Origin of the sequence: Bacillus coreaensis (genome assembly GCF_050586445.1) — a bacterium.
Taxonomy (GTDB): Bacteria; Bacillota; Bacilli; order Bacillales; family Cytobacillaceae; genus Robertmurraya_A; species Robertmurraya_A coreaensis.
Window position 1 is genome coordinate 234043 of sequence record NZ_JBOCCY010000004.1, and the last position, 14509, is coordinate 248551.

10 protein-coding genes are annotated in these 14509 nt (G+C 37.2%); 4 read left to right on the plus strand and 6 right to left on the minus strand.

Translation table 11 applies throughout. The features are described 5' to 3' along the window. Positions 1 to 19 precede the first annotated feature (19 nt). Both gloA2 and ACQ5H4_RS08810 read left to right on the plus strand, forming a co-directional pair. On the plus strand, positions 20 to 406 hold the full coding sequence (gene gloA2 / locus ACQ5H4_RS08805; RefSeq protein WP_430774565.1) for an SMU1112c/YaeR family gloxylase I-like metalloprotein: 387 nt from the start codon (positions 20 to 22) through the stop codon (positions 404 to 406). 114 nt (positions 407 to 520) lie between these two features. After that, positions 521 to 1417: a phosphatidylinositol-specific phospholipase C/glycerophosphodiester phosphodiesterase family protein gene (locus ACQ5H4_RS08810; RefSeq protein ID WP_430774566.1), complete on the plus strand. Its 897-nt coding sequence runs from the start codon at positions 521 to 523 to the stop codon at positions 1415 to 1417. Positions 1418 to 1473: 56 nt separating this feature from the next. On the opposite strand, the gene ACQ5H4_RS08815 is transcribed toward ACQ5H4_RS08810, so the two are convergent. The 4 genes from ACQ5H4_RS08815 to ACQ5H4_RS08830 all read right to left on the minus strand — a co-directional run bounded on the left by ACQ5H4_RS08815 (position 1474) and on the right by ACQ5H4_RS08830 (position 5214). Beyond that, a complete protein-coding gene (locus ACQ5H4_RS08815) occupies positions 1474 to 1797 on the minus strand; it encodes an 8-amino-7-oxononanoate synthase (protein ID WP_430774567.1) in 324 nt (107 codons plus the stop codon). Beyond that, positions 1794 to 2711: an HD-GYP domain-containing protein gene (locus tag ACQ5H4_RS08820; protein ID WP_430774568.1), complete on the minus strand. Its 918-nt coding sequence runs from the start codon at positions 2709 to 2711 to the stop codon at positions 1794 to 1796. The genes ACQ5H4_RS08815 and ACQ5H4_RS08820 overlap by 4 nt, the downstream gene beginning before the upstream one ends. 253 nt (positions 2712 to 2964) lie before the next feature. Next, entirely contained in the window at positions 2965 to 3987 is a 1023-nt protein-coding gene (locus ACQ5H4_RS08825; RefSeq protein ID WP_430774569.1) for a C40 family peptidase, read from the minus strand. Between the two features lie 192 nt (positions 3988 to 4179). Continuing rightward, positions 4180 to 5214, minus strand: a complete 1035-nt coding sequence (locus ACQ5H4_RS08830) for a hypothetical protein (RefSeq protein WP_430774570.1) — start codon at positions 5212 to 5214, stop codon at positions 4180 to 4182. Between the two features lie 311 nt (positions 5215 to 5525). Here ACQ5H4_RS08830 and ACQ5H4_RS08835 point away from each other — a divergent pair, with 311 nt between their 5' ends. After that, positions 5526 to 9842, plus strand: a complete 4317-nt coding sequence (locus ACQ5H4_RS08835) for a bifunctional 2',3'-cyclic-nucleotide 2'-phosphodiesterase/3'-nucleotidase (protein ID WP_430774571.1) — start codon at positions 5526 to 5528, stop codon at positions 9840 to 9842. 46 nt (positions 9843 to 9888) lie between these two features. Here ACQ5H4_RS08835 and ACQ5H4_RS08840 read toward each other — a convergent pair whose 3' ends face one another. Beyond that, entirely contained in the window at positions 9889 to 11280 is a 1392-nt protein-coding gene (locus tag ACQ5H4_RS08840; RefSeq protein WP_430774572.1) for a cell wall-binding repeat-containing protein, read from the minus strand. Between the two features lie 213 nt (positions 11281 to 11493). On the opposite strand from ACQ5H4_RS08840, the gene ACQ5H4_RS08845 reads away from it, so the two are divergent. Further along, the gene (locus tag ACQ5H4_RS08845; protein WP_430774573.1) at positions 11494 to 12006 is read left to right on the plus strand and encodes a DUF6843 domain-containing protein; all 513 of its coding nucleotides are present in this window, start codon (positions 11494 to 11496) and stop codon (positions 12004 to 12006) included. A 99-nt stretch (positions 12007 to 12105) separates the two neighbouring features. Here the strand turns inward: ACQ5H4_RS08845 and ACQ5H4_RS08850 are convergent, their stop codons facing one another. After that, positions 12106 to 14286, minus strand: a complete 2181-nt coding sequence (locus ACQ5H4_RS08850) for a SpoIID/LytB domain-containing protein (RefSeq protein ID WP_430774574.1) — start codon at positions 14284 to 14286, stop codon at positions 12106 to 12108. Positions 14287 to 14509 lie beyond the last annotated feature (223 nt).

The following is a 14509-nucleotide window of genomic DNA, read 5'->3' on the forward strand; positions in this document are numbered from 1 at the left end:
TTGAAAGGTAAGAGATAAAATGAAACTAAATAAAATCCATCATATCGCCGTTATTTGTAGTGACTACAAAAAATCAAAGGAATTTTATACCAAAGTTCTTGGTCTGACACCCAAAAATGAGGTGTACCGTAAAGAAAGAGACTCATATAAGCTTGACCTCGAAGTTAATGGACAGTATCAAATTGAATTATTCTCCTTTCCCAATCCACCTAAAAGACAGAGTTTTCCAGAAGCTACTGGGTTAAGGCACTTGGCTTTTGAAGTTAATAATATTGAAGCTACTGTAGGTGAGTTAAAGGAAAAAGGAATCAAAGTGGAACAAATTAGAGTGGATGAATTTACCATGAGGAAATTTACCTTTTTTTCAGACCCAGATGGGTTACCGATCGAATTGTATGAAAAGTGATAATTATCAACTGTAAATTCCCTTCCAAATAATTCTCGGGGTGTTCATAAGTCTATTAAATTAATATAATAGTTACTAGACTTATAGAACTTTGGTTTTAGGAAGGAAGTTGGCATGAAAAAGAGAATAAGGTCATCGCTATTGCTAATATTAGCTATTACGGTCATAGTAGGTTGTGGAAAACAAGCAAGTAATGAAAAGGTACAGGTAGAAGAAGATAAATCTGAGAAATCAATATTGGCAGAAATACCAGAAGTATCTCATGGTCTTGGGTATATAGATGGGCATTATGTTACAAATACGATTGAGGCCTTTGAGGAGAACTATAAACGTGGTTTTCGTGTGTTTGAAGTAGATTTAATTATGACTTCTGATAACCGGCTAATTGGACGTCATGATTGGACTCTTGGTCATTATGGTTGGTTGGGGCAAGAGGCACCAGCTGTTGAAGAACCGCTCCCTTTTGATACAGTAATGGGATTAACAATACATGGTGAGTATCATGCTCCATCATGGGAACAAATCCTAGAGTTAATGCAAAAATATCCAGATGTTTATTTTGTAACGGATACTAAAGATAAAGATGAGGCCAATGTTCGAAAGAGTTTTTCTTATATTGTGAATACCACAAAAGAAGTGGCTCCATCTTTACTAGATAGAATTATTCCTCAAATTTATGACCAGCCAATGTTGGGGTATATAAACTCCTATCATGTTTTTAATGAAGTAATATACACACTGTATCACCATACAAATGAAAATATGCCTACCCCAGAGGAACTTTCCAAATGGTGTGTAGAAAACAATGTAACCGCAGTTGCAGGTCTTCCATTTCGTCTAACTGCTGAAATGCAATCAACACTAAAGGATAGTAATATTGCGATGTATACTCATACGATAAACAATCCTGAAGAGGCTGAAGCTTTCAGGGCTAATGGAATAGGGGTATATACCGATTATTTGTTATATGATGGAGAAAAGTTTTTAACTCCTAGTGGTGTCAAGCAGTAATATAAATTCGAACATTAGGAAACCCTCATTATAAAACATAATGAGGGTTCCTTTTGTTAAAATAATGGTACAGGTGGGTCGATACCGAGTACAGGCACTCCATCAACTGTTAACCAGATATAATAATGATCGATTTCTCTATTGATAATGGACTCAATTTTTGCAATCAACGCTTCTTGAAGTTCAAACGATAGCCTTGCTGTTTCTGGACCTAGGGGAACATCTTTTAAACCAAGTAGGTCTGCGATAGCACGCGCTTCTTCATAAGAAACTTCTACATACTGGTCATATTCAGATAAATAAGCTGCTTTAGCTGGTGAAACGGCAACACTTATTGCAAAAATTAATAGAGCAACAGCGGTGATCAACGTCTTTTTCATTCTTCTTTCACTCCTAATATAGTATTCTTTAATCCTATGAATGTATCAACTACCTCAGGGTGGTACATGGATCCTCGGCAGCGTAATAATTCCTCAAAAGCATAGTCTGGAGATCTTCTAGATTGATATATTCTGTCTGATGTCATAGCATCATAGGAATCAACTACTGATATAATGGCCGATTCAATACAGATATTCTCTCCGGAAAGTCCTTTTGGATAGCCTGTTCCATCATATCTTTCGTGATGCTGTTCAACTACCTCTCCTATTGAAGCTAAGACGGGTATTTTTGTATCCTCTAACAGTTTCCTTCCGAATGTGGGGTGTTGCTTCATAATTGACCATTCATCAGAAGTCAATTTGCCAGGCTTTTTTAATATTTCTTCTGGAATGTTCACTTTTCCAACATCATGAAAGAAGGAACCTAAGTTCAATCTAAGTATTTGCTCAGAGTCGAGGCCTAAAGCTTCCCCGACATGCATAGACATTTTACTTATTCTAGTACAGTGATCGACAGTATAACCATCTTTCTCTTCAATTGATATAGCAAGTGACATAATATCTCTAACAATATTACTATATCTATGAAATATAGGTTGTGAGCTAACATAAATAAATTCGGTTACACCTACAGCCTTAAATGTATAGAATTCTTTGACTGGATGTCTATAAAAAGAATCACCGGGTTTCAGGGAAGGGACCGTTTCATTCTGTGGAAATGTTTTAAGTTCTCCCTTAAGAATAATTAAATATTCTAGAGCATTCCAGCCTTCTTCAGGTTCAATAGCCCAACTTGTCCCATCATCAAGGCGATGATGGATGATCTCTGCAGTACTGCTAGAGGCGAGCAGTGATACCTGAGTTCCCTTCATACGAATCGTCTCTATAAAATCCTTTTCATTTATATTAATCACGGAGAATCCTCATTTCTAGTAGTAAAATGACGCTGCTTACTATATATAATCGGTGAAGATTCCTATTTTGTTAATAGGTAATTAGTAAATTTGACGGTATAAAAATATGCCAAAACACTCACAAACTCATTATATAGAAAATATTTACTGGAGGAAAGTAGAAAAAGTTAGTATTTGGATGTAATTTGTGAATATTCATATTTTTCGATGAATAAAAAACCATCCCTTCATATGAAGAGATGGCTCATTTTATTTAGTAGAATCTCTTAAACCCATCTAAATGCTTTTGATAATAGGAGTTAGAGAGTTTAGTAATGGTCACTCCTTTAGTGGAGTCCGCATGAATAAATTCGTTATTTCCAAGATATATTCCCATATGAGAGATTCCACGTTTGTATGTACCTTCAAAGAAAACAAGGTCGCCAACTTGGGGTTGATCTACATAGTATGAACGGCTATAGTACCCTTCCGCTGAGTAACGGCCCATTTTTTCTCCAGCTTTATTAAACACATAATAAATAAAGCCACTGCAATCAAAACCTGAAGCGGTACTGCCACCCCATACGTACGGAACACCAATAAGACTTTTTGCGATGTCTACAACGGATGTGGAAACACTCGGTGGTGTAGTAACGGGAGCACTTGATGTACCATTTTTGCTAACAATCAGCTTTTGACCCACATAAATCATATCCGACTGCAACCCATTCAATGATTTAAGCTCTTGTACGGTCAGCCCAAATTGTAAAGCAATCTTTCCTAAGTAATCCCCACTTTTAACGGTGTACTCAGTCCCCGTTGTTGTGGTAGGGGGAGTAGCGGGTGATGGTGTTGGTGTTGTCACTACGGGAGTACTCGGAGTGGTGCTTCCAGGGTTCGAAACGATAAATTTTTGACCAGGATAGATTAAATCACTTGTTTGGTTATTCCATTTCCGCAAATCGCTTAAAGAGATACTATATAAGCTTGCGATTTTACTTAAACTGTCGCCAGGTACTACCGTATGATAGGTAACTTGACTAGTAGTTGGAGTAGTAGGGGCTTGAACGCCACTAGTAGTCTCTCCCTCCCCGACCTGAAGGACTTGATTGATATAAATCATATCAGAGGTTAACTGATTCAATGATTTTAAAGCTGGTACGGTTGTATTGTATTTTCCGGCAATACGAGAGAGCGTATCCCCTTTTTGAACCGTATAGCTACTTGCTAGTGCATTGGTAGCGAATGTTGAGGTTAATAGGACAGCAGAGGTAAGAGTTACGACTTTTTTCTTCATTTTTTTACAATTCCTCCTAAATCTACTAAAGATAGATAAATCTATATTACCATATTGAATAATTGATAGAAAGAAATCCTTTAATCAGAAGATTTTATATGGTACTTTTTTCTTACTTCGGTTTAATTGCCAATAATAAAAAGAGCTGTACTCCCAAATTAGGAATACAGCTCTTTTTTTGAGCAAAATAAATTAACTTGGTTGATACTTCGTAAGTGTTAGTTTTTCTTCATCATTATGCTGTATGATAATTTGGTTAGCATCTATCTCAATCAATACTTTCCCGCTATTGCCAAAACCATCATCCTCATATTCAAGTGTTCCTTTATTAGATGAAAATTCAACTTCCATCAGATCTGTAGAACCTATCGAAGTGCAGTTGTTCCAACAATAATCGAAATAAATATTAGCTTTGTTTGTTGTATAGTCTTCAATGGTTAAAAACCTTGAATTGTTCCGATCAATCCATTTTCCATTGTAATCGATTTCCCCATTAGATTCAGTTGAGGCTTTCTTAGGTTCAACTTCTTTTTCATCCTTATCTGATTCGTTCTCCTCAGCAGAAGCAGTATCATCGGCTTTTTCTAAAGTTGCTGCCATTGCATGTATAAGAGCCATTACATTTTCATCCTCTGTTGCTATATCCGTTGTAAACTCTAACGCTAAAACCCTTCCATCTTCCTCAAGTTTTACAAGTTCATAATAATTTGAGCTAATCATATCGTCATTCTGAGAACTAGTTAAATAAAAATTATAATTGGATAAAACAGGGTAATTAGATAAATCAATTTCTTGTACCTCATTATTATTAGATCCTATTTTCATGGCCTGAATATGATCCTTTTTTGCTTGTTCCAATGTCTTTATGTCAAAAGACTTAATAACGAACATTTCATCTATTGTTTTTTTCGGATCTCTATCTTTTCCTGTGAAAATTTCATCGATACCTTCATACTCATTTTCCATTAACCCAAAATGTTCTGGAACAGTAACATTATAGCCACTCGTTGTAGTAATAACTTTTGCATCGATTTCTACTAGTTTCCCATTTACCTCATATGATAATTTTGTCTTTTCCTCAGTTCCTAGTTCATCCTTAGAATCGGATTCAGAAGTCTCTTTTCCGCTTGCTGTTGAGGTTTGTGAGACTTTTGTCTCTGTGTCAGTTCCACAAGCGGTTAGTGCCAATAGTACTAATATTGTTAAAAAAAATAATCTCTTTCCCATGATAAATACCCCTTATATAATTGTTAAATTTTGCACAAATAATTATAATACTAAAATTCAATATTTAAAATTATGTAAACTGTGTGTTGTAGTCCCTCTGGTTTTTTAGTAATAAATAAGTTCAATTTACCTATGAATATCCTTGCTATATTGTAAGTCTATTAACGAAGGAAAATAGTCTTGTAAGACTATTTGACAAAATCGTCAATATGTTACAAATTTAACGAAAATTTACAGAAAAATGTACAAATTATGTCAATATGAGTTTATAATCGACTTGGAAGTATAAAAGATTGAAAGGTGGAATCGTCTTGAAACGAAGCAAGAAAAAGCTTAGTGGATTAGTAGCATCGACTTTGGCAGTAACTATGTTAGCACCTTTTGGTGGGAGTTTTGTCTCAGCTCAATCAACACCGACGAATGTCCTATCAAATGAGGCCTATGTTGACCTGAAAATTATGGGTACAACAGATATTCATGGAAGTATTATGAATTATGATTACTATTCAGGTACTTCAGCGAATAAAGGACTTGTGCAAGTAGGCACTCTTATTAAAGAAGAGCGTAAAGAAAATAGTAACAATCTTTTATTAGATAATGGAGATTTACTTCAAGGAAATCCATATACCGATTATCTTGCAAAAGTAGATCCATTAACTTTCGTTGACCGTGTATCAGGAGCAGATCGTTTTAACACAGCCATTCAGGTTTCAAAAGAAGGTTGGGAAACATCGAACACAGTCATTATTGCTCGTTCAGATGATTATGCCGATGCATTAGCGGCAACTCCTTTAGCTTACCAACTAGATGCACCCATTCTTTTAACTAGCACAACATCGTTAAATGCAGATACGAAGGCAGAAATTAAGCGCTTAAAAGCCAAGAAAGTTATTATTCTTGGTGGTACAGGGGCAATCTCTGACAAAGTACAAAAAGAAATTCAAAATGATTTAAAAGTATATATTAAGAGAATCTCTGGTAAGGATCGTTTCGAAACAGCCGTAGAATTAGCTGCTGAGCTTGGAAGTGATACGAGCACAGCAGTATTGGCATACGGAAGAAACTTCCCTGACGCAGTATCTGTTGCTGCCTATGCGGCCAAGAATGGTCTGCCGATTCTATTAACTGAAAAAGATAGTCTTCCTGCGAGCACAAATACAGCTCTAGAAGGGAAAGAAAGTACGATTATTGTGGGTGGAACAGGTGTCGTTTCTCCTGCAGTAGAAGGTGCTGTTACAAACCCAACTCGTATTAGTGGAGCAACCCGTTATGAAACTTCATATCGTGTGGCAACGGAACTTGAAGGAGAAAGCAATAGAACATTCCTAGCAACTGGAACTGGATTCGCTGATGCCTTGACAGGTTCAGTACTAGCAGCAAAGCAAGGAGCAAATGTTCTTTTAGTAAGACCTGATTCATTAACAGAAGAACAAACAGCATATGTTGACGGTAACACCGTTACGATTTTAGGTGGAAAAGCAGCTATTGCTGATGGTTTAGTAGAAAATGAAACAAACCCAACTTATGATGCAATGAATCTATTAGGATATGATGCTGCAACATTTGGAAACCATGAGTTTAACTATGGTTTAGACTTCTTAGAAGGTAGCATTAAAGGGGCAGACTTCCCTTATGTTAGTGCGAACGTATACGTAGATGATCATGACAATGATCCGACAAATAACAAAACTCTTATTAAGCCTTATCAAATCATTGAAAAAACTGTAAAAGATTCAGAAGGCAAAGAACAAAAAGTCAAGGTTGGGGTAATTGGTTTTGTTGCTCCACAAATTATGCAGTGGGATAAAACAAACCTTGAAGGAAAAGTAGTGACAGAAGATATCGTTGCATCGGCTGAAAAGTGGATTCCTGAGATGAAGGAAGACGGTGCAGAAGTCATTGTGGCTCTTAACCACAGTGGTTTTGATAAAGATAAGACAAATAAGGAAAACACAGTATACGCTTTAAGTGAAGTGGAAGGAATCGATGCGATTATCTTTGGACACACACATCTTTCATTCCCAGGTACAGATGCTTCATTCAAGGATGTAGAAGGTGTTGACCCTGTTAAAGGAACAATTAACGGAGTAGCAGCTGTTCAATCGAATGTAGATGCAAGTGCATTAGGTGTTATTGATCTGAAACTACAACAAGCAGATGGGAAATGGACAGTCGTTGATTCTCAATCGGAAGTTCGTAGCTCGGCTGACGTTGCTGCAGATCAAGAGCTCGTTGATGTAATGAAGGAATCACATGATGCTACGGTTGAGTACATTAACAGCCCAGTAGGAGAAACAACGGATTCAATTCACAGCTATTTTGCACGAGTTCAGGATGACCCATCGGTGCAAATCGTTAACAATGCTCAAAAAGAGTATGTGGCTGACGCATTAAAAGGAACAGAATACGAAAATCTACCACTTCTTTCGTCAGCAGCTCCATTTAAAGCTGGTCGAAATGGTGCGGATGAGTACACGTATATCCCAGAGGGTGATATTACGATTAAAAACGTGGCTGACCTTTATAAATACAACAACACAGTACAAGCGTTGTTACTTTCTGGTGCTCAACTAAAAGAGTACTTAGAATGGACGGCTGGTAACTTTAATCAAATTGATCCTTCAAAGACGGAAGAACAGTCTCTAATCAATCCTGACTTTAGAGCTTATAATTTCGACACAATTGACGGTGTAACATACGAGTTTGATGTAACTCAACCAGCAAAATATGATGTGAATGGAACATCCATCGTTAATCCAGCTGCTAACCGTATTAAAAACTTAATGTACAATGGGAAGCCGGTAACAGACGATCAACAATTTGTTGTTGCAACAAACAACTACCGTGCAATGTCTACGAAAGTGGCAAATCCAGATGGTCAACGTGTGATTTTTGAATCGCCAGATGAAAACCGTCAAGTGGTTATGAACTATATTATTAAAAACGGTACAATCAATCCATCAGCAGATAGTAACTGGAAGATTGCTGGTATTGCAGGGAACGTAAATGTAACATTTGAATCTTCAGGTTCAGAAACAACTCAAACATTAGCGAAAGAAATTTCTAATGTTCAATACGTTGGACCAGTTGATGCAGCAAAACCAACTGGATTCCATAAGTATTCAATTGATTTAAAAAAGAATATTGAGCTTCAATTATTAGGTATTAACGATTTACATGGTCAGTTAAATACCATTACAAATGTAAGTGGAAAACAAGCAGGTGGAATTGAGTATTTAGCTGCATACTTAAAGGAACGTGAAGCAACAAATCCAAATACAGTTATGCTACATGCAGGTGATGTGGTAGGAGCGAGTGCTCCAGTATCTGCGTTACTTCAAGATGAGCCGACAATCGAGATATTAAACGAAATCGGTTTTGATCTAGGAACAGTTGGAAACCATGAGTTCGATGAAGGTGTCGAAGAGATGCTTCGTTTAATCAATGGAGGAACACATCCGAAAACAGGAGATTTTGCAGGTGCAGAATTCCCTTATATTGCAGCAAACGTAGTGGATGAAACAACAAATGAGCCAATTTTAGATCCTTATGTGGTCAAAGAAGTTGAGGGTGTGAAGGTTGGATACATTGGTATTGCTTTCTCAGGTACACCTGGAATCGTTATTCCAAGTGGAACAGCAGGAGTTAAGTTCACTGATGAAGTAGAGGCCATTAACAAATACACTACTGAACTAAAAGAGCAAGGTGTAGAATCAATCATTGTTGTTTCTCACAATGCAGTTAAATCAGATTTTGATGGTGCAAACCCAACAGAAGAACTAGTTGATATTGCAAATGCCGTAGATGATGAAGTAGATGTTATCTTTGGTGGACACAACCACCAATATGCAAACACGGTAGTGGATGGCAAACTTCTTGTTCAATCATATTCTTATGGATCAGCATTCTCTGATGTTGACTTGGAAATTGACCCAGTAACAAAGGATATTGTTAAGAAAGAAGCCGAAATAGTAACAACTTTCCAAGAAGGTGTTACTCCTGATGCAGAAATCAAGGCTATTCTTGATAGTTATATCGAGCAAGTTGCGCCAATTTTAAATGAAAAAATTGGGGTAGCTGCAGATGAAATTTCAAGAGACGCTAATGCTGATGGCGAATCTGAAATGGGTAATGTCATTGCTGATTCTATGAAAGCATATACTGGAACGGACTTTGCGTTCATGAATCCAGGTGGAGTTCGTGCAGGAATCGATGCAGGTGACATCACTTGGGAAGAGGCTTTCAAGGTTCAACCTTTCAACAATGACCTTGTAACAATGGAATTAACTGGAGCTCAAATTAAGACGTTATTCGAATCTCAATGGGGTTCAAAAGAGAGAATTCTACAAATCTCTGGTATTAAAGTTTCTTATGATAGTTCCAAAGAAGCGGGTAGCAGAATGGTTTCTATCACAAAAGCAGATGGAACACCAATCGTAGATACTCAAACGTATACAGCTACAGTAAATAACTATATGGCTGGCGGTGGAGATGGATATTCGGTTCTTAAAGAAGGAAAGAACCAAGTCATTACGATTGTCGACCTTGATGCTTTAGTGGAATACATTAAAGACCAAGGTACAATTTCTACAACTACTGAAGGTCGTATTACAAAGTTAAACAAATAGAACGAAGAAAGGAACCTAGTCAATGACTTAGGTTCCTTTCTATCTATTAATATGGCAAGTTTATTAGGTCCCACACAACTTGATCACTAACGGCACTATTTCCACCCAGAATAGTAAACCACATGTAGTCATATTCTTCAATAAAGCTCTTTACACTAGGATGTAAGTAATTTGATGGTGTTAACAACAATGGTTCTCCGTAAAAGCTAGCATTTACCGAACCAGTTAATGCATCGGCAAAGTTGGAGCCGGTAGCTATATAGGCACTATGTCCTTCAAAATGACCTTTTAGAGCGGGATCATAGAAATATTCTGCTACCTTTGCAGAGGTTTCATACCGATCAGCTCCGCTTATACGAGTTGGATTACTTAACTTTTTGTATAGAGTTTCTGATACGGCGCCTTTACCACCAATAACAAATGTGTCTCTATATATTTTAAGTTTATTAGAGGTTGTTGTAGGTATAGAATTTGATTCAACCAACAAGATAGGTGCTCCTTCCCGAGCAGCAATAGGAGCAATGGAAAGGGCATCGGGGAAGTTTCGCCCATTAACCACATAGGCGGTACTATCTCCATTGTAATTAACTAAACGATCCGAGATTTGAGCGGCCGTATCAAACCGATCCTTACCAGCAATTCTCTCAACTTTAACGCCTAGCTCAGTTTTTAAGTACAGTTCAACCTTTGCTGATATAACTCCTGTGCCACCAATAATGGTTACCTTGGAAACGTTCGAATCGTAAATGTAGTCAACTACAGCATTAGGAAGCTGATCCTTTTTGGTTAATAGGATGGGAGCATCCAGCTGGTTTGCTAAAGGACCAGCAGCTAAAGCATCTGGGAAATCCTGCCCCGTTGTTAGTAAAACTTCATTAGCAGAATAGCCCCAACCATCATACGCGATTTCTACAGAAGTCTCATATCTGTCCTCCCCAGAAAGTCTATAAAAACTACTTGGAACTAACATGCTTGCAAATAAGTACTCTTGTTCATAAGCGATTCCTGGTCTTGGAGTCAGTTCAACATAATAACTTCCTGGTTCAAGGAGTACAGCTCCGCTGAAAAACATGTCTTCGGCAGTTTCAGAGTCCGTACTAACTACTTCACCGTTAGAACCGTATATAGTAGCTTGTACCCAAGAAGTGGTTCCATACACAATACCAGTTGTAAAAAAGTACCCTTTCTCAGTAACGTCCACTTGATAAAAATCTACATCGTTACTTGACATGGTGCCACCATAGACCTCTTCCAACATCAGATAATCTGCTGAAAAAAAGTTATCATTCGGCTCAATCTCGCTTATTACATCACCATGTTCAAGGGATTGAGTGAGCTCATTTCTAAAATCCTTTTTCTCAAATGCATAAGCGTTATTCGGTATGCACACTAAAAGTAAGGTTGCTACTGTAGCGAGAGAAACTAAAATTTTCCTCATAAATCATCCTCCATTTTATAGTTTCATACTACACTATTTTATCAGTTTAATAACGGTGGTAAAACCAAAATTTTCTATATTTTTCGTAATACTTAAACTTTTTGTACTTTATTAAGAACTGCGGATGTGTCCCAAAAGTGTCGGAGTAATTTGATAAAATGGTAAGGGGAGTGTTTTGTTAGATGGTTTTTTGTAACAATATAGGGGGTTAGTATGAAAAAATTATTAGTGTTATTGATGATTCTTGGATTAGGAGCATGTTCTGGGTCAAACTCTACAAATAATACTGTTCTATTACCAGAAGGCTTTGAAGGAATTATCTTTGTATTTTATAACATTCCTGGTGAAGAAGAATTACAAATGGAAGGAGATTATACAGTAATACGTGTCGAACAAGAGGCATTAGATGAATTAAATGCAATGGGGGTAAAAGGTTTCGGGACCTATTTTACTTCAACACCGGATATGAAGTATGGGACAGTAACTGATAAATACTACTATGTAAATAAAGGCTCTCACAGAACACCGATTAACAATGATTGTATCCACTTATCAGGAACCGGAGTAATAACCACAGAGAATGGAAGGGATATTCCTTTTAGTAAAATGCAAGTGACCGGAACTAATTGTACTAGTAACTTCAATCTAAGGGGAAGTAATGAACTAAGTAATAAATTATCAGAAGTAGAAAGCTATTTACTTGATTACATTAGCTATACATACTAGGTTTGATTAATTTATGTAAGGGTCCTTATAAAAGAGTATTTTGAAGAAATGAACTAAATAAATAAAAAAACCTCCTAAAAAGGAGGGGAATTAATAATATTATTTGATTTTTCCTTCAACTGTATCTGAAATAGCACTCTTTCCACCAAATAATACGATTTTCTCTTTATCGTTAACTGTAGTGAGAACACTAGCGGGTACATCATTTGAGGGAATTAAGATAACAGGCATATCCTCAAAGTAAGCAAATGGACCAGCAGATAAAGCATCTGGGAAACTGAAGCCATTGGCAATTGAAACTTTAGTCGATCCAGGGAAGTAGGTTTTTGCTACTTCTAAAGAGGTTTGCGTTCTGTCAGAACCAGAGATTCTAGTTACCATAACTTGATTCTCTTCCAGTGTATGAACAACAGCCTCAGGAATCGCGCTAGATCCACCGACTAACGTAATCTTCTCAATACCATGTGTTTTGATATAATTGAGAAGTTCAGGGCTTAATTCCGTTTTGCTACTATTTAATAAGATCGGCATATTCATTTTATTAGCAGCTGGAACCACCGATAAGGCATCAGGAAAATTATGTCCATACACAAGGAAAGCCTCGTTTGCGTCCGGATATCCAAGCTTTGCTACCTCGATGGATGTATCTACTCGATTTTTACCAGCTATTCTCTCGACGGTAAAGCCGTTTTTTCGATAATATTCTTCAGTTCCAGTAGAAATGGCAGATGTACCACCGACAATATAAATTTTCCCATTCGTCTCCATTAATAACCGTCTGATTTCTGGAAGACTGTTGGTTAACGTTGAACTTTGGTTATTGATAAGAACAACAGCAGTGTTTAATGGTTTGGCTAATGCTCCTCCAGCTAATGCGTCTGGATAGTTTTCTCCTGACACGAGAATAATATGGTCAAGAGAATGATCAGGGAGCTGCTGTAGGATTTGACGATTTGTTGCATAGCGGTCTGACCCGCTTAAGCGTTGCACCTTTGAACTGTATTCGGTAACTAGGTTAGTACCAGGATAGTAGAAGGTAAGAATATCCTTATAAGATTGACCATTATCAGCACGTTTCTTGGCTCCCCATTGGCTAAGACCTACACCATGACCGTCTCCTCGTCCTTTAATAGTAGTCAATGTTTCAGTCGTAACTACTTCATCAACTAAATAACTTAACATTTGACGGTTCCCTAACAGCGCACGAATGCGAACGGCTGTGGTATTAGACAAGTCAAGTTTTTGTAAGACAAGCTGATTATTCGCGTCTCTGATATCTCTTACAAAAAACTTTATTACAATGGAGCCCTTTGTTACTCTGCCACCACTTGAAGGCTGGGAAAGGGAAAGGTTGTTGACAGAGACAATTTTTATTTCCTTATTATAATACCCATTATTATAAAGCCATGCTTTAATATTGGATGCAATAACTGGATTGGCCTCTGTTGTTGTGTTCCACCATTCCTGCTCATTGATCAGATTTTTGTTCGTTACATTAATCTGTTCCTTATTAACTGTAATGGTCCAAGCTGTTTTCGGATCAAAGGAATCCTCTTTTACGATGAAATAAGGAACCGGTGTAGAACCCCAAACATTCGCGTTCGATTCAGTCATACCGCCATTGCTTGCGGAAAAAACTGCATTAATCAGTCTTCCGTTATATTTTAATACCTGTCCCGCGGTAGCTTTGATAGCAGCATCAGAATAGGGATGAGTATTTAAACCACCATACACTTGATAGTTAATGGTGTCGTCAATAACACCACCGAGGTAGCTTAGTGCATACGTACGTGCAGCCACAGACTGAGCTTTTAAAGCATCTAATGACCAAGAAGCAGGCATTTCATTTGGAACGACTCCACGTAAGTATTCCTCGATGGTAATGGTATTAATTGGACGAATATATCTGGCATAAGAAGTAGACTCTATAGTAAAGATAAAAGAACCAGAATAAGGTTTTTGGTTAATGGTCAAAATATTTGTAGAATGCAAAGGTGATAAAGAAATAGAGTCAAAGCGACCAATAAATTGGGCTCCAGAATACATGGCAATTTGGCCATTCTCTAACTTTAATTTTAGTGAAGTGCCGTCACTCATAACTGTATTGGAGTTACCAAGTAAATAGTTCCCTCGAATAGACACGGTTACTTCTGTTTTATTTCCTAAATAATTGCGTAGCTTTACTTGAAGCGTGGGCTCTGCCGCAGATGTTTTGGTTATTGGAAATAATGAAAAGATGATTGTAAATAGAAGTAATATCTTCACTAGTTTATTTATCATAAAGAGGACTAACCTCCTAATCTATTTTACCTACCTTAGATATTGTAAGAGATTTGGAAGTTTACTAGCAATGTAAATTGGTGGAAGAAGCACTGAACTAGGTGAGAGGGGTTGATTGGTATGCATTCTCTTCGCTGTTATTCCTATTGGAAATAAAGGCTTGTTTATACATACCAATCAACAATACATTTTATATAAGAAAAAGAACCTCATAAAGGAGGCT